This window comes from Capnocytophaga sp. oral taxon 863 str. F0517 (assembly GCF_000466425.1).
GTDB lineage: Bacteria > Bacteroidota > Bacteroidia > Flavobacteriales > Flavobacteriaceae > Capnocytophaga.
Genome location: NZ_KE992083.1, coordinates 50,613 through 66,374 on the forward strand (window position 1 = coordinate 50,613; position 15,762 = coordinate 66,374).

General features: G+C 40.7%; 14 protein-coding genes. 4 read left to right on the top strand and 10 right to left on the bottom strand.

What is annotated here, in order from left to right; all coding sequences use genetic code 11:
• Window positions 1–4: 4 nt before the first annotated feature.
• From HMPREF1551_RS00220 to HMPREF1551_RS00235, 4 genes are all read right to left on the bottom strand, one after another.
• Window positions 5–3,058 carry a SusC/RagA family TonB-linked outer membrane protein gene (locus HMPREF1551_RS00220; RefSeq protein WP_021626961.1) on the bottom strand — a complete coding sequence of 1,018 codons (3,054 nt, stop codon included), beginning with the start codon at window positions 3,056–3,058 and terminating at the stop codon, window positions 5–7.
• 162 nt (window positions 3,059–3,220) lie between these two features.
• The gene (locus HMPREF1551_RS00225; protein ID WP_021626962.1) at window positions 3,221–4,159 is read right to left on the bottom strand and encodes an AAA family ATPase; all 939 of its coding nucleotides are present in this window, start codon (window positions 4,157–4,159) and stop codon (window positions 3,221–3,223) included.
• Complete coding sequence (locus HMPREF1551_RS00230; RefSeq protein ID WP_021626963.1) at window positions 4,156–5,340, bottom strand: hypothetical protein; 1,185 nt, start codon at window positions 5,338–5,340, stop codon at window positions 4,156–4,158. Before HMPREF1551_RS00230 ends, HMPREF1551_RS00225 begins: the two co-directional genes overlap by 4 nt.
• Window positions 5,341–5,491: 151 nt before the next feature.
• On the bottom strand, window positions 5,492–6,871 hold the full coding sequence (locus tag HMPREF1551_RS00235; RefSeq protein ID WP_021626964.1) for a TlpA family protein disulfide reductase: 1,380 nt from the start codon (window positions 6,869–6,871) through the stop codon (window positions 5,492–5,494).
• A gap of 208 nt (window positions 6,872–7,079) precedes the next feature.
• On the opposite strand from HMPREF1551_RS00235, the gene HMPREF1551_RS00240 reads away from it, so the two are divergent.
• The 4 genes from HMPREF1551_RS00240 to HMPREF1551_RS00255 all read left to right on the top strand — a co-directional run bounded on the left by HMPREF1551_RS00240 (window position 7,080) and on the right by HMPREF1551_RS00255 (window position 10,412).
• Complete coding sequence (locus tag HMPREF1551_RS00240) at window positions 7,080–7,436, top strand: hypothetical protein (RefSeq protein ID WP_021626965.1); 357 nt, start codon at window positions 7,080–7,082, stop codon at window positions 7,434–7,436.
• Window positions 7,437–7,476: 40 nt separating this feature from the next.
• Complete coding sequence (locus tag HMPREF1551_RS00245; protein ID WP_021626966.1) at window positions 7,477–9,048, top strand: NAD(P)H-hydrate dehydratase; 1,572 nt, start codon at window positions 7,477–7,479, stop codon at window positions 9,046–9,048.
• A 150-nt stretch (window positions 9,049–9,198) separates the two neighbouring features.
• On the top strand, window positions 9,199–9,831 hold the full coding sequence (locus tag HMPREF1551_RS00250; protein ID WP_021626967.1) for a hypothetical protein: 633 nt from the start codon (window positions 9,199–9,201) through the stop codon (window positions 9,829–9,831).
• Between the two features lie 212 nt (window positions 9,832–10,043).
• On the top strand, window positions 10,044–10,412 hold the full coding sequence (locus HMPREF1551_RS00255) for a hypothetical protein (protein WP_231374940.1): 369 nt from the start codon (window positions 10,044–10,046) through the stop codon (window positions 10,410–10,412).
• Window positions 10,413–10,420: 8 nt separating this feature from the next.
• Here HMPREF1551_RS00255 and HMPREF1551_RS00260 read toward each other — a convergent pair whose 3' ends face one another.
• The 6 genes from HMPREF1551_RS00260 to HMPREF1551_RS00285 form a co-directional block, all read right to left on the bottom strand.
• Window positions 10,421–11,290 carry a DMT family transporter gene (locus HMPREF1551_RS00260; protein WP_021626969.1) on the bottom strand — a complete coding sequence of 290 codons (870 nt, stop codon included), beginning with the start codon at window positions 11,288–11,290 and terminating at the stop codon, window positions 10,421–10,423.
• 18 nt (window positions 11,291–11,308) lie between these two features.
• Window positions 11,309–12,331: a dTDP-glucose 4,6-dehydratase gene (rfbB, locus tag HMPREF1551_RS00265; RefSeq protein ID WP_021626970.1), complete on the bottom strand. Its 1,023-nt coding sequence runs from the start codon at window positions 12,329–12,331 to the stop codon at window positions 11,309–11,311.
• Window position 12,332: 1 nt separating this feature from the next.
• Window positions 12,333–13,202: a dTDP-4-dehydrorhamnose reductase gene (rfbD, locus tag HMPREF1551_RS00270; protein WP_021626971.1), complete on the bottom strand. Its 870-nt coding sequence runs from the start codon at window positions 13,200–13,202 to the stop codon at window positions 12,333–12,335.
• A 12-nt stretch (window positions 13,203–13,214) separates the two neighbouring features.
• Window positions 13,215–13,781 carry a dTDP-4-dehydrorhamnose 3,5-epimerase gene (gene rfbC / locus HMPREF1551_RS00275; RefSeq protein WP_021626972.1) on the bottom strand — a complete coding sequence of 189 codons (567 nt, stop codon included), beginning with the start codon at window positions 13,779–13,781 and terminating at the stop codon, window positions 13,215–13,217.
• A 7-nt stretch (window positions 13,782–13,788) separates the two neighbouring features.
• Window positions 13,789–14,667 (bottom strand): glucose-1-phosphate thymidylyltransferase RfbA, encoded by an 879-nt coding sequence (gene rfbA, locus HMPREF1551_RS00280; protein WP_021626973.1) that lies wholly within the window; start codon window positions 14,665–14,667, stop codon window positions 13,789–13,791.
• Window positions 14,668–14,836: 169 nt separating this feature from the next.
• Window positions 14,837–15,760, bottom strand: coding sequence for a hypothetical protein (locus HMPREF1551_RS00285; protein WP_021626974.1), 924 nt, complete (start codon window positions 15,758–15,760; stop codon window positions 14,837–14,839).
• Window positions 15,761–15,762: the final 2 nt, after the last annotated feature.

The following is a 15,762-nucleotide window of genomic DNA, read 5'->3' on the forward strand; positions in this document are numbered from 1 at the left end:
TGATTTAAAAGTTAATATTTATTCCCAAACTTAGGGTTCTGAGAGCAGGAAGGACAAAATCGACAGTTCCATCGGCTTGCGCTTCGGGATCTCCTTTGAATCTTTTGTCAAAGTTATAAGTCCATAGGTTATCCCCAAGAAGATAGCACTGTAAATGCTTGAGGTAGGTACCTTCGAGCCAATCGGTAGGAAGGTCATAGGAGAGTTTCAGAACCTGTAGGCGCAAGTAATCTCCATCATATAAGTAACGGGTAGAGGGCTCCGAGGAGAGCGCATTACCATCCCAGATAGGCTTAGGGTTTTCACTATTGCGATGCTGAGGTGTCCAATAGGATTCTACCTGAGAGGCATAGCCTGGATACATATAGGTAGTCTTTCCATCATCCTTCGCCCAAGAAGCAGAGGAATCATAGAGCTTATTGCCAAATCCATAAGCAAACTGCGCTAAGAGGGATAGGTTCTTATAGGAGATTTTGGTATCAAATCCTCCATAGAGAGAAGCGAGATAGCTTCCCTGTATAGCTTCCTTGGCTTCACTATAAACAGAGGTCGTCTCTCCATCTTTTCCATTCTTATACCAAAGAGGTGCTCCCGTATCTGGATTCACTCCTGCCCATTTTTTTAAGTAAAAAGACCCTACATTTTCTCCCTTTTGGAGGATACGATTGGGAAATGTGATAGGAGTGTCATCATACATTTGAGTAACTTTGTTGGCAAGCGTGCTGATATGCCCACCAAGTTGCCAATTGAATCCTTCTTCGCTCCTTATTACTTCTGCATTGAGAGCCAGTTCCCAACCTTTGTTCTCCATTTCTCCTACATTCACCTGTTTGGTTGCGGTATAAGACCCCTGAGCTACGGAAAGTGGTAGAGAGAAGATCATATCCCTAGTTTTCTTTAGGAAATAAGCAGTAGAAAGGGTTATTCTATCCGAGAAAAGTCCTACATCTAAGCCTACATTCAGCGGGTAGAGTGTCTCCCAGCGTAGGTCGGGGTTGTCCACTCCTATAGGAACACCCGCCGCTTTGTGGTCATAATTGAAGCTATACTGATAGCTTGCATAAGGAGAGACATAGACCATGTTTCCTAAACGACCATAGGAGGTGGAGAACTTCAGCTGTGAGAGCCGCTTTGTCTTCTTAAAGAACTCCAAACGTGCCAAATCCACCCCTAATCCTACTGAATAGAAATAACCTGTACGGTTCTTTTCCCAGAAATTGGATAATCTATCCTGCCTACCAGAAAGGTCTAACAGGAATAACTTATCATAATCATAATGTAAGGTCAGGGCATAGCCCTCACGAGAATTAAGCTCCCTCGTACCTGCGATAGAAACAGGCTTAATAAAGCTGGAGAGGGTCTTGAGCTTATTAGAACCGGCGGTAAAGATAACAGCATCTATATTCTTCTGATCGGAGCGATATGCTTCCTGAATAAGACTTGCCGAGAGGTAATTTTTGTTCTTTATAGCCAAGTCATAGGAAAGGATATTCTGTAGATTGAAGCTAAATATACGTGTATTGAACCAATCAGCCTCCCCTTTGGTATAGAAAGCATCTCCATGTACGGGGGATTTGTAACCATCTTCCGCTAAGTCAATATACTCTGGGGCAAAAACGAACTTATAAAGGAGGTTTTTAGTCAACTGATAGTCCAATTGAAAATTAGTAAGTGCCCTTACTGTTTGGTTTTTATTATGGTTTAGTTTTTGTAGTGCTACTATATTATAGGTTCCATTGGAAAGCGCCCCATATTGGCCATAGTTAAGGGAACCATCTGAGTTATAGGCACTTTCTGTAGGGCGGTTCATATATTGTCCATATACAGGATCGGAAGACTGTGGCCCTTCTGGTTGTGCCAATGTATTGGCATAAGAGAGCTGAATATTAGTCGAGAGACGTAGCTTACTGGTGGCTTGGAAGTCAATCTTATTGCTACTGGTTACTCTCTCGAAGCTATTTGCTTTGACGATACCATCTTCCTTGAGGTAGCCCAAAGAAGAATAATAGGACAGCTTATCATTTCCGCCAGAGACGGTGGCATTGATTTCTTGGTAGAGCGCCATTTTATTTTCCACGAGCTTTCTCCAATCGGTATTAATGTGTCTTTGGTTATAGATCTCCTGTAATATAAATCCTCCATTACCAGCAGAGACATTCCCCGCCTGAAGGTCAGCCAGGAGCGCCTCTTTGTTAGGATAAGCGGCTGAACCTTCTTCACTATTGAGATAGGCATCGTATAGGAAACCCAACCACTGTTCAGTGGTGAGGGGTTTCTCTCCTACTGCGGCACGAGAGACCAGCCCTATCTCACTCGAGATATGAAAATCAGCAGCTCCCTTCTTACCCGATTTGGTAGTAATGATCACCACTCCAGAGCCTGTATCTGCCCCATATAAGGCCGTAGATACCGCATCCTTGAGAACGGTAACACTCTCTATATCATCATTATTCAAACCTGCCAATACATTATTCCCTCTTGTATTCTGTGCATGGTCACCGTGGGTAACTCTCACCCCATCTATCACATAGACCGGTTCGTTACGTCCATTGACCGAAGCCACCCCACGGATACGAATGGTAGCCGCACTTCCTGGCTGTCCGGAGGCCGTTCCCCCTTGCACCCCTGCTACCCTACCCAAGAGTACTTTATCTACCGAAATGGAATTGTTATCCGATACATTATCCAGCTTACTCACCGCACCGGTGAGTTCCTTAACCGCTTGTTTCTTTCCAAAACCCACTACCACTACTTCAGGGATTTTTTCTACCTGCAAAGATAAGGAAACATCCAGTTTTTTAAGATCAGGAGTTACCACATGGTGTTGTACTTGATAGCCAACAGAAGAGAAAGTCAGTACCTGGCCATCTTTCACCTCTAGGGAATAGGTTCCATTGATATCGGTAGCCACTCCTTTGCCCATACCCTCTATCATGACTGTTACACCCAAGAGAGGTTCATTTTTTTCATCTTTGACAATCCCAAATAAGAGACGTTCTTGGGCTGTAGCTATTGTAGACAGTCCCAATAGTAAGTAAAGCAAATAGATTTTTCTCATCAGTTATATAATATTTGTAGTGTAAAATAATGGAATTTATACTAAAACAAAGAATGTTTTTAATAGGATACAAAGGTACGGTTTTTTGAAGTGAAAAAAATGTTAATTATATAACTTGTATTGTTAATTTGAAAAACTATAGAAAAAAAGACTTTTGATTTCTCAAAAGTCCCCATAATTTACTTGAAAACAAGGCAATTGCAAGTCCCTACGCCACATATCCACTACTTGGTTACGATCGTCTAAGAGAAACTCTACGAAGTACTTACCCGCTATTTCTTGCAGGAAAAGTTCTTTTTTGATGATGTTGTCCTTTCTATAATCATTGGTGGCACGCATGAGCAATAGGTCATAGGCAATTTGATGCTTAGCTAAAAAGCGCTCGGTTGGTTCTCGATAAAGTTGTTCTCTTCCCGAAAGGAGAAGCACTTTGTAGCCTTGTGCCTTGGCCATAGCAAGAATACTTGCCACTGGGGTATTGAGCAAGTCCTCATCCGCAGAAGAAGCATCGTAAGGATCGCGGCCATTGAGCAAAGAAAGGGTACCGTCCAAGTCACAGATCAGTGCCTTGGGCAAGGAGCTATCCTGCTTGGCATAGGTAAGGGTAGCCTCCTTTACCGTACGAGGAATTGGCTTGAAATCAAACTTTTCCTTGGTGTACTGCAATTGGGTAACATGCTTTTCTATGGCACTTTTGGGGATAAACTTGCCTATCTGCTGGCAACGCTTATCACAACGCTTGACAAGCTCTTCCACCGAGAAGTCAAAGACCTTAAAGGAAATATCGGCATACTCGGTGTAGGCATGTATCATATCCTCCAGAGTGCGCAGAGAGCAGTTGGTGGCATCGATAATCACATTGGTACGATTTTTCAAAAGGGTTAGGACAGAGGCTTCCACCATCTTGGTAATACGTTCCTCATAGAAAGGCGACATAAGAGAGTCGCCAAACTGCATTTGGCGGAAGTCATCGCGATTGACCCGTACCCAATTGTCTTCGGTACGGATAAAATAGCGGGCAAAGGTAGACTTGCCCGATCCTGGTGCCCCCACCAGAATAAGGAGTTGGGGAAAGTAATGGGATTTATTGGAGATACTCATAGTCTGCTATCTAATTGGTTTTCTATTTCTTCACCTAATATACGGTCGAGCACTAAGTTCTTCAGTTCGTAGTTTTCCTCATGTAACTCACTATAAGGAATGGCCAATAGCTTGGCATTGATCGCCCAGTCATTGATAGAACAACGGAGCTTTCCCTTAATATTACGCTTGGCAATTTGCTCTTGTAGCCTATCTTGGAAATCCACTCCATAGACCAAGGTCAGGTAATCATTGTTACGTACCTTAAAGGCTGGTGGCATCCCGGGAAGGAAAGCTGTACGTGGCTTGATGACCACCCCTTCTTCGTCACTCTGATTGACCTTGTCCACCCAAGTGCGTATCTCGGGGTACTTCGCTTCGAAGTCTGCCTCATCAGTGAAAAGATAATGTAAGCATTCATCATCATTGACCTGACGGAAACTGAGATTGTCATTGACAAAGTACTCACTGCCATCACTATTCACTTGCTTGAGTATATTAAAAGGCTTGAAGAAAAGTTCTGCTTCCTTACCAAAAATATCCAATTGTCGCTTGAAAAGGGCTATTTGTTGCTGGTAATGTGGCAAATCGAAGAATCTGAAATCCCGTACCGACTGGTATTGCCGGATGATGTGATTGGGATATTTCTCTTTCAGTTGCTTATCGGAAAGCTGCTTTGCGTCCTCTACGAAGGTCTGATATGCTGGGGTCTGCTGTATCTTACGGAGCTTCTCATATAAGGAGCCCTGCTCCAGATAGTTGGCATGTATCTCATGAGAAATGTAATAAGCTGCAAACTCATTGGTTATCAAACCTTTCCCTAAGACAGACCAAGGCATCAGTTCCGACTGGATAATCCTCAGCACTACCCCATCCCACGAAAAACGCTCGTGCAGAGGGCGCAAGGCTGCGAGCCATTTTTCCTTGTCCAAATAGGTAATCTTATACCCATTTCTACTTACCAAATAACTCTCTTCCAAGTGATTATGTAGGTAAATATCACAATACGAACCCATGTATTTCTTCTCAATAACCACTTCTTGTATGCCATTTTGGACAAACCATAACAGTCCTTCATAAAGGCTTTCTATCTCATTGCGCTCTACCGATTTAGGAGCTGGAGAAATAGTAGGTGAAAAAGCATTGATTTTGTTTCTACAAAACCAGTCAATTCGTTTCTTGATTAAAGTTTTATCTTCCACTTTATTAATGATTAATAGTTAATGTTCATTACGAGTACAAAGATATGGAGTCGGTACGCAATGTTTTTGCATGGATAAAATTTTAAGCTGATTTTAACTACAAAAGACTGCCTTTTGGGGGCAGTCTTTCTATAATTTAGAAGTTTGTCTATTACTTTTTTAGTAAACCTTCTAAGATACCTGATATTTCTTCGCTAGAAGGGCGTGGCGCATCAGCATTAACGATCTTACCCTCTTTGTCTATAAGTAGGAAAGTTGGTATCTGTCGGATTGCATAGTCTTGGATGAATTGGGATTCAAAGTTCTTATCAGCATAGAGTTGTATTCCTTTAAGGTCTTCATTTTTTACAAATTCTTTCCATTCATCTTTGTTTTCATCTATAGAAATACTTATAAAAGCAACCTCTTTACCATGGAATTTCTTTTCTAATTCTTTAAGTGCAGGGATTTCTCTACGGCAAGGCATGCACCAAGTTGCCCATACATCTATATATACCACTTTCCCTTTGAAATCATCCAAGGAAACGTTATTTCCTTCAAAACTTTCATAGTTAGAGAACTTAGGAGAAGGATTCCCTACAGAGAGCTTAAGGGCTGTTTCATACGTTTTTTTGGCTTTTTCTTTAAGCTTTTCATCTATTAAGTTCTTACTAACAAAGTCATATACTTCCTTGTTCAATGGATTGCCTGGTGCAATAAGGCTAAGTAACTCTCTGGCCAAATCAGCACGAATATTATCTGATTTAAGAGCATTTACCTCCGAGATGAACTGATTTATATTTTGAGCATCATTCGGATTTTTAATGATGGTATAGTACTTAGTACGCACTAAATCGCGATAGGTATCTACTGTTTTGAATTCTTGTGCATTATCATAGTCAATACCTTCTCTTTCTGCGTAGAAATCATCGGGCAAGATGGCCTCATTGCCTGAGGTATACATATGATAAGTAGGGTATATGGTTAGGTACTCTACGAATTTATATTTAGTCCATTTCTTTTGGTTATCAATAAACTCTTGGTCGAAGCCATAGGCTTTCAACTTATTTTCAAGTTCAGCAAAATAGGATTTTACATTCTCCTTGAACTCTTGAGGTTTTTGTCCAAAGAGATTGGAGTCTGCTCCATTGATCTTATCTGCAATAAAGGCGTTACGCTCTATCAGATACTGAGTCTGCTTGGTTTCAGTACCTGCTACAATGGTTTTGCTCAGCTCTTCATTGAGCGTAAGTTCGATATTGGCACCCTTAGCCAAATAAAGAGGGGTCTGTATGGCAGGATTTTCTACAAGATAATAGAAGTGATTATCTCCTATTTCTCGTATGGTATCGCGGAAAGTTCCATCCTGAAGCACTGGAATTTCCTTCACTACCTCATCATTTTGTAACAGAAGTAATTTTTGAGGTTCCCCTTGAGATTCTACTGAGAACACCTTTCCTGAAATGACTGCATAATCAGATTTTTCAGCAGATTTCTCACCACAGGCGGCGAGCAAACTAATAATAGCTATACTTGTAACGATTTTTTTCATCTTCTAATCGGATTTTCTATTTATAATCTGAACTACAAAGGTAGTAAAAAAAGTTGATTATACCAATAGAATATAAAAAATAATTTCACACTATTTCACAACATATTGATTGTCAGCAAATAAAAGTTTTTAACAAAATAATAAAAACTGTTCATATCTCTTTATTGCATAAAATTTAGTATATTTGCTCTCCCTTAGAACAACCTTAGTGACAACTGAAAAAACACTCAATGAGCAGTGGGAGACTTTGGTGCAAAAGCTCAAGAAAGATTTCTCCCTGCCTATGCAGTTGGATATAGACAAAGTCCTTTATTTGATAGGAATTCAGGAGCTTGGTAAGCCTCATGAGACTTTTTCAAAGGAGGACAAGATCAACCTTATACACATAGCCACCTGCTGCGTATTGGTTCCTTTCGGATACTATTTTTTTGAGTACAGAGATAAGGAAGGTTGGCCTTTTTATAGGAGAACCAAAGATCACTTATCCCTATCTGAAAAAGAACAACACACCCTACTGAAGGAAGCTATCTTATACTATTTTAGAAACATCGACTATTTATCATGAAATACCTAAATTATTTTACTAATTCTTAAATAATTCACCTATGAAAATACTTACTAATGAGCAAATGCGCACAGCAGATGAGCAAACTATTCGAGAACAACAGATTACCTCTTGGGATCACATGGAAAGAGCGGCCAATAACCTTATGGCCTGGATCAAAAAAAATCTTCCTAATGACAACCCTTATCATATCTATGCTGGAGTAGGCAACAACGGAGGCGATGGACTCGCCTTAGCTCGCCTACTGGCTCAGGCTGGTAAAAAAGTAAAAGTAACCCTTGTCCCCTTTAGCGAAGTTCACACAGAAGATTTTACCAAAAACTTAAACCTACTCAAAGAAGGTTTCCCTCAGGTGGAGATTTCCTCTGTTTCCCAGCCTGAAACCTCCGAAGACTACCTACAAGCTAATGAAAAAACCTTTGCTGCTGTGAAAGGAAAACCTGCCAAGGGCTTTGAGGATTTTGTAGCCAACAAATACAATGGCTCCCAGACTATTACCATAGATGCGGTCTTCGGCGTAGGCCTCTCCCGCCGCGTGTCCCCTTGGGTACAGCGCGTTCTTGAGGAAATCAACCGACAGAAAGGCCTTATCATCAGTATAGATGTTCCTTCGGGCATGTACTTAGGGGAGGACAGACATGAGAAGGATGTCTTTGTAACCCCTCATGTGGTACTGACCTTCTTCGCTCCCAAGCTCCCCTTCCTACTTCCCCAAACAGGACGATATATCCCCTACTGGGAAGTGCTCCCACTACCTCTCTCCTTCGACTATCTCAAGGAAACCAATACCGAATACGACTATACTACTGAGAAAGAAATCAAGCGGCTACTACGTACACGTCACCGCTTTACCAACAAAGGTACCTATGGCCATGCCCTTATCGTAGGGGGAAGCTATGGCAAAATAGGGGCGGCTATCCTCAGTGGAAAGGCCACCCTACGCAGTGGAGCTGGCTTGCTTACCTTACTCTTACCTAAGTGTGGCTACCAAATCGCACAAACAGCCCTTCCCGAGGCTATGGTACTGACCGCCTCTCAGGAAGAGGAACTCGCTCCTACCGATGTTCCTTTCTCGCCCAGTGCCATCGGAATAGGGATAGGCATGGGGACTTCTGCCTATGCGCAAGGTACCTTGGCTGCTTTGCTTAGGAATTTCCCTACCGTTCCCTTCGTTATTGATGCCGACGCGCTCAATCTTGTCGCCTCCAGTGAAGACCTCCTGCGTGCCTTGCCTAAGAATACCATTCTTACCCCTCACCCTAAGGAATTGGAACGCCTCATCGGCAAATGGTCGGACGACCTTGACCGCCAGGCAAAAGCCAAAGAGTTTGCCAAGAAACACAAGGTTATCTTAGTGCTCAAGGGTGCTTTCACCATGATTACTGACGGAGATCACTTCTGGGTGAACTCCACCGGAAACCCTGCCCTTGCCACCGCTGGTAGTGGCGATGTACTTACTGGGGTCATCACTGGGCTTCTATCTCAGGGCTATACCCCACTCAATGCTGCTATTGTGGGAGTTTATATCCATGGAAAAGCCGCCGATACCTACGTAAGAAATACCAAAAAGAACACGATGATTGCTAGCAATATCATTGATTTCCTTAGTTAGTAACTAGTGACTAATGACCAGTGACTAGTGACTAATAATCTATAACGCCGATAATCCTTTCTATTATCGGCGTTCCTCTTTTAAATACAGAGAAATATGAGTGAATTTGATGAATATTTTGAATGATTACATCAATCAAAAGTAACTTTTATGCAACAGAAAATAAAGATATTAGAAGACTTAAGGGATAAATTATACCTTTGGAAATCATATAATGAGGAGGATTTGGAGAAAATAACGTCTGCTTTTGAAAAATTCCCAAGGAAAGAGTTTTCTACATTCTACATTCCCATACTAACAGACACTCTTTTGGCTGAACACTTAGTTGCCATAGGGAAAACATTCTCAACCAATACATGTATGCTAATTAATATTATATCAAGTATAGGAAATATGGTTTGGCGATATAAGCTATATCCTTCTGACAAGGTTTTTAATTTCTTCAAGGAAGCTACCACTCTCAAAAAGGTAAATTACTATGTATCATTAAACATTTCCTCTTTCCCTCAATATAACTCTTGGGAGGAAAGATGGGACTATTTGATTTCGATACCTAATATAAGTCCTAAAAAGAAATCAATTGAAAATTTTCATACAGAAGTAAAAAAAATACTATCTACTAAAGAAAAAATTCCTTTCCAAGTAACAAAAGAGTTATTGACTATATTAAAAAACCATATAAATACAACAAAAATGAGTGATTATCTTATAGAAAATTACTTAAACACAATTCACGAATTAGAACAAGAATTTAAATACTCTTATGATAGCGTAAGTTTGTAACTTATACTTCGTAATATACAGCAAATAGAAACAAAAATACTATAACATAAATAACACTATCCTCTAACGTCTATTCCATACTATACAATATAACTCTCATTAACAATCAAATACTTAATAAAATGCTATATACCATAAGCACTTCCAACAATTACCCAAATAGAGCATACGGTGCTTTTCGGTCGGTAAAGGGTTCTATTACTGATTATTTGATGTTTGAAGATCCTGAACCTATACACTTGAACATTCGGATTGACTTTACTGACTTCGAAGCTATTGCTGCCAAATGGGATTGTATATCCATTGATAAAGTCTATATCTATTTGCTAAACAAAAGAGCCATGGATTTCTTTGAAAAACAGTGTCCAGGGACATTTGAGTGGGTATCTGCAAAGATATATTCCAATAATACCCTGATAGATACAGAGCACAAGTTACTACACATCACGAATCACTCTAAAGAAGGTGCCTTTTTCTATAATAAGGATAGCCTTCGTAGCATATGGGTAGAGGAAGCTTTTGTGAAGAAGTATAAAAAAGAAAAACTCAAAGGATGGACTTTTTATTCGGAAGAATGTTAATGTCTTATTCAATGCTTTCTAAAGACAATATCTATCAGTACCCCTGCGATGATAACCACACCGCCTATCACCAAGGAGGAGGTAAGTGCTTCCCCAAAGAGTCCTACACTGATAAGCACCGCCACAATAGGCTCAAAAGCGCCCATAATCGCCGTAGGAGTAGAACCAATATAGCGTACCGCATACACTAAGGTAACTAAAGAAAGGGAGGTAGTAACAAGGGCAAATAAAGTAATGTCTCCTGCTAAGGATAAGGAAGGAATCGCAATACTTCTTCCTAAGATAAGCGCTTTGACTAAGAAATACAACGAGGAAAACAACATGGAATAGAAAGAGACCTTCACTCCAGAGGCTTCTATACGTACTTTATTGACAATCAAAATGTAAAGAGCATATACTAAAGCTCCAAGCAAAGAGATACCCAACCCTATATAATTGATAACAGCCCCCTCCTTGATACTCAGCACCCCTACCCCGAGCACCACTAAGAGTAGAGAGAACGCTGTTGGTAAGGTAACCCTCTCCTTATAAAAGAGTACCAATACCAAGGCCACAATAATCGGATAACAAAAAAAGATCGTAGAGGCTATCCCTGGGCTGAGGTAGTCATAGGCTAAGAATAGGAACTCTGCAGAAAGCGCATAGAGCAATCCCAAGACACTCATAATCAGCCCTTCACGAAAGCTGATGCGAAGCCTTTCCTTCTGATAGAAAAGGAAAATAAGGATAGATCCGCTGGCGATAAGGAAACGGTAAAAAAGAGTGGCATCTACCGAGAATGCTTCCGCTTTCTTGATAGGAATCATAAAAAGCGGAATCAGTCCATAGGTAAATGCCGAGATAAAGGCACATAAGTAGCCTTTGACAATATCTTTCATAATAAAAAGCCTTTGAGGCTATAGCAAATCCTTAAAATAAGAGAGATACCAATCAATGGTTTTGACAATCCCTGTTTCAAAGTTTTCTTGTGCACGCCAGCCCAATTCGGTTTCGAGTTTGGTAGCATCAATAGCATAGCGACGATCGTGCCCTGCTCGGTCTTTGACAAAGGTAATCAAGTCTTTGTAGGACTTACCCCCTGCCAAAGGTTGTTTTTGGTCTAACAATTCACAGATATGTCCTGCAATAAAGAGGTTATCACGCTCATTGCGCCCACCTATATTATAGGTCTCCCCTGCTCTTCCCTTATGATATACGAGATCTATCCCTATACAGTGGTCTAATACATAAAGCCAGTCGCGTACATTCTTACCATCGCCATAGATAGGAATCGCTTCTCCCTGTAGCGCCTTGCGGATAATGGTTGGAATTAGTTTTTCCTTGTGCTGCTTAGGTCCGTAGTTATTGGAGCAGTTGGAAGTGGTTACATTCATTCCATAGGTATGGAAGTAAGCCCTTACAATCATGTCCGAAGAAGCTTTGGAAGCACTATAAGGCGAGTTAGGCGCATAAGGGGTTGTCTCAGTAAAGAGACCTGTCTCCCCTAAGGTACCATATACCTCATCGGTAGAAATATGATGGAAGCGCGCCTCCTTATAAGCCTCTTTCACTACAAAAGGAGCCTCCATCCAGTGATGCCGTGCTACATCCAAGAGGGTAAAAGTCCCATGTATGTTGGTGGTGATAAAGGCATCGGGGTTAGCGATAGAGTTATCCACATGAGATTCGGCAGCAAAGTGAATCACTCCTTGGAAGTTATATTTTCCAAAGAGTGACTCTATAAGCTTACGATCACAGATATCACCTTCTATAAAGGTATAGTTAGAGGCATGCTCCACCTCGGTAAGGTTGGTCAAGTCCCCCGCATAGGTAAGTTTATCCAAATTCACCAAGTGATAATCGGGATATTTCTGTGCAAAATATACCACAAAGTTAGCCCCGATAAAGCCCGCTCCGCCTGTGATTAAAATATGCTTCATCTTATATAAGTGAGGTGTTTTGAGACATCAAGGATACTAAGGAATCTCTCCAGTAAGGAATAGGAAAATTGAAATCTGTCTTGATCTTGTTCTTGTCCAATACCGAATAGGCTGGGCGTGCCGCAGGAGTGGGGAAATCCTCTGTCCTACAAGGGATCACCTTACAATCACTACCGGCGAGCTTAAGTATCTCTACCGCAAAATCGTACCAAGAGCATACCCCTTCGTTGGAGAAGTGATAGACATCTTGTCTCCCTCTATAGAGCTTATTCTCAATAACAAAGATAATAAAGCGAGCCAAGTCTTTGGCATACGTAGGTGTACTTACTTGGTCAAATACTACCTTAAGTTCCTTACGTTCTTTACTAATACGTAGAATATTTTTTACAAAATTGTTTCCAAAAGCAGAATAAAGCCAAGAGGTTCTTAGAATCAAGAAATCAATATCAGAGTGTTGTAAGGCACTCTCTCCCAACAACTTTGTTTGTCCATAAGCCCCCAGTGGCGAAGTCGCATCGGTTTCTGTATAAGGCGTATTTTTGTTCCCTGCAAATACATAATCGGTAGAGAGGTGAATGCATGCACTTTTATGATCTGTACATGCTTGGGCAATATTTTTCACCGCAAGGTGATTGACCAAATTGGCATTTTCCTTATCTATTTCAGAACCATTGACATTGGTATAGGCGGCACAATTGATGACCAATTCTATCTTATGCTTCTTAAAAAAAGCCTCTACCTTATCCGCATTGGTTACGTCCAATTCATTTCTTGTGGTAAAAATATAGTTATTGGTGACGGACTTAGGCAATTCTTGATGAATTTCCATAGCGAGCTGTCCGCTAGCTCCAGTGATGAGTATATTTTTCATATAATGGATGTTTTAATATAATTTTTCTTGGTAATCGAATAGCCAAGCCTCCTTTAGCAGTGGACTTTGCTTATCTTTTGCTGAAAGGAGTACTTCTTTTTCTGAAATTCTCCAATCTATCCCTATAGCAGGATCATTCCAAAGCACACTTCCTTCGTATGCAGGAGCGTAATAATTATCACATTTGTATTGGAAAACCGCCTCTGGACTTAATACTATAAAACCATGAGCAAAGCCTCGAGGGATAAAAAACTGTCGCTTATTCTCTCCAGTAAGCTCTACCCCGACATATTGCCCAAAGGTAGGAGAACCGCTACGGATATCTACCGCTACGTCCCATACGATACCACTAACTACCCTTACAAGCTTTGATTGAGCATGGGGTGGTTTTTGAAAATGTAGCCCTCTGAGTACTCCATAGGTAGATTTGGATTCATTATCCTGTACAAAGGTAGTATTGCACACCTTTTCTATAAATCTTTGCTGGGAGAAAGATTCAAAGAAATAGCCCCTATCATCGACAAAAACTTTAGGCTCTATGATGACAACGCCTTCTAAAGCGGTTTGTATAATGTTCATTTAGTTGTTATTTATGATTTACTAAATCCAATAGGTATTGGCCATATCCATTTTTAGCGAGTTCTTGTGCCAATTCTTGTAATTTTTGCTTGCTAATCCATCCTTTTCGATAAGCAATTTCTTCCAAACAAGAAATTTTCAAACCTTGTCGTTTCTCTAAAGTTTCTACAAAGTTGGTGGCCTCAGTCAGGGAATCGTGAGTACCAGTATCCAGCCAAGCAAATCCTCTCCCTAAAAGTTGCACTTTGAGTTCTTGAGCTTGTAGAAAGACCTGATTTACTGAAGTTATCTCCAACTCTCCTCGTTCAGAAGGCTTTATGCGCTTGGCTATCTCTACCACTTTGTTAGGATAGAAATACAAGCCTACAATGGCATAATTGGACTTAGGCTCCTTAGGTTTTTCTTCTATAGAAAGTACATTACCTTCAGTATCGAACTCGGCTACCCCATAACGCTCAGGGTCTTTTACATAATAACCAAAGACAGTTGCCTTCTGCTCCCTTTGTACATTGGCTACAGCCTGAGAGAGCATTTGGGAAAAAGACTGCCCATAGAAAATATTATCTCCCAAGATCAGGCACACATCGTCCCCAGCGATAAATTCTTCTCCGATGATAAAGGCCTGCGCCAAGCCATCAGGTGAAGGCTGTACGGCATAAGAAAGGTCAAGCCCCCATTGACTTCCGTCTCCAAGCAAACGGTGGAAAGCCGCTGCATCCTCTGGAGTGGTAATAATGAATATATCCCTTATCCCTGAGAGCATCAGTACAGATAACGGATAGTAAATCATAGGCTTATCATAGATAGGGAGCAACTGTTTGGAGACCCCTTTGGTGATGGGGTAAAGCCTTGTGCCAGAGCCTCCCGCTAAAATAATTCCCTTCATACCGAATTTTTCGCAAATGTAAAACAAAAAAATGAATTAGCAGCTCGATTTAGGTTTTATTTATGAATAAAATTAAGATTCTTTAATAAGTAGTTAGCCATCTTTTTTCGAGACAAAAAGTAATAGGGGGCGAATTGCCATTCGCCCCCTATTACTTTTGTTCTCTATCCTACATCCAATAAGTAGCAGAATCATGTTTATCTCGTGCTTCATCTATAAGCGCTTTTACTCTTTCAGGAGTAATGCCATAGTAGTCAGCTATCTCTTTGTAATAGCGAGCAGTGTCTTCTTCCCCTCCAGAGGAGATAGAAGTAATCACTTGTACTGGTATCTTCTGAGAGAAATCGGTAGTACTACGTGCTTTCAACTCATCACCAGGAGCATTAAAAGCATAAAATTCTCCTTGTTGATTATTCTTATTTTTAGTTCCTCTTAATACATGGAAAAGACTTACTCTTATATCATATTTTGCATAGGCTTTTCCAGGAGCAAAATAGCCTTTCAATCCTAAAGGATTGTCAGTAAGTACAGAACGTTTGGTACTATTTTTTTCATCAATTAAGTCTCCGATAGGTACTTGTTCTGGATCTGTATCACGATAGGTGTAAGTAAATAAAGAAGCTGTATCAGTACTTTCTTGTTGGGTTTTGGTATCAGTATAGCTCTTTACTTCAAAGAAGTGCTGGTGAATAGGGAGCATCTGTGCACTAGTAAATTCATGGTTCATACGATCGCCCTTGCTATTGTAATAGATAATTTCCATGGCATAGTGAGCCCCCTCTATCATTACTACAGGAGAGTCCTTAGTTAGTATCTTCCCATCCATATCCTTACGCACCCAGTTTTTGGTAGCTTGATCTAGTTCAAACTTGAACTTCTGTACAGGTGCAATGATACTTTCAGGGTCTCCATGGAAGCGTACCCCATGAAGGTGCCCTCTTCGGATAACAAATTCTACTTTGGTAGGATCTTCATGTCCTTTGTCCTCTTTTTCATTGTTAGGCTTCTGTGGATCTTTACTACATGAAGTAATTGCTACCCCTAAAAGAGCAGCTGTTAGTACTGTTCTTAATGTGCTTAATAAGTGTCTCATCT

What these genes read in the sequence shown, in the direction of transcription:
- HMPREF1551_RS00220 (WP_021626961.1), bottom strand. Translation starts at nt 3,058, where the DNA reads ATGAGAAAAATCTATTTGCTTTACTTACTATTGGGACTGTCTACAATA.
- HMPREF1551_RS00225 (WP_021626962.1), bottom strand. Translation starts at nt 4,159, where the DNA reads ATGAGTATCTCCAATAAATCCCATTACTTTCCCCAACTCCTTATTCTG.
- HMPREF1551_RS00235 (WP_021626964.1), bottom strand. Translation starts at nt 6,871, where the DNA reads ATGAAAAAAATCGTTACAAGTATAGCTATTATTAGTTTGCTCGCCGCC.
- HMPREF1551_RS00245 (WP_021626966.1), top strand. Translation starts at nt 7,477, where the DNA reads ATGAAAATACTTACTAATGAGCAAATGCGCACAGCAGATGAGCAAACT.
- HMPREF1551_RS00250 (WP_021626967.1), top strand. Translation starts at nt 9,199, where the DNA reads ATGCAACAGAAAATAAAGATATTAGAAGACTTAAGGGATAAATTATAC.
- HMPREF1551_RS00255 (WP_231374940.1), top strand. Translation starts at nt 10,044, where the DNA reads ATGTTTGAAGATCCTGAACCTATACACTTGAACATTCGGATTGACTTT.
- HMPREF1551_RS00260 (WP_021626969.1), bottom strand. Translation starts at nt 11,290, where the DNA reads ATGAAAGATATTGTCAAAGGCTACTTATGTGCCTTTATCTCGGCATTT.
- rfbB (WP_021626970.1), bottom strand. Translation starts at nt 12,331, where the DNA reads ATGAAGCATATTTTAATCACAGGCGGAGCGGGCTTTATCGGGGCTAAC.
- rfbD (WP_021626971.1), bottom strand. Translation starts at nt 13,202, where the DNA reads ATGAAAAATATACTCATCACTGGAGCTAGCGGACAGCTCGCTATGGAA.
- rfbC (WP_021626972.1), bottom strand. Translation starts at nt 13,781, where the DNA reads ATGAACATTATACAAACCGCTTTAGAAGGCGTTGTCATCATAGAGCCT.
- rfbA (WP_021626973.1), bottom strand. Translation starts at nt 14,667, where the DNA reads ATGAAGGGAATTATTTTAGCGGGAGGCTCTGGCACAAGGCTTTACCCC.
- HMPREF1551_RS00285 (WP_021626974.1), bottom strand. Translation starts at nt 15,760, where the DNA reads ATGAGACACTTATTAAGCACATTAAGAACAGTACTAACAGCTGCTCTT.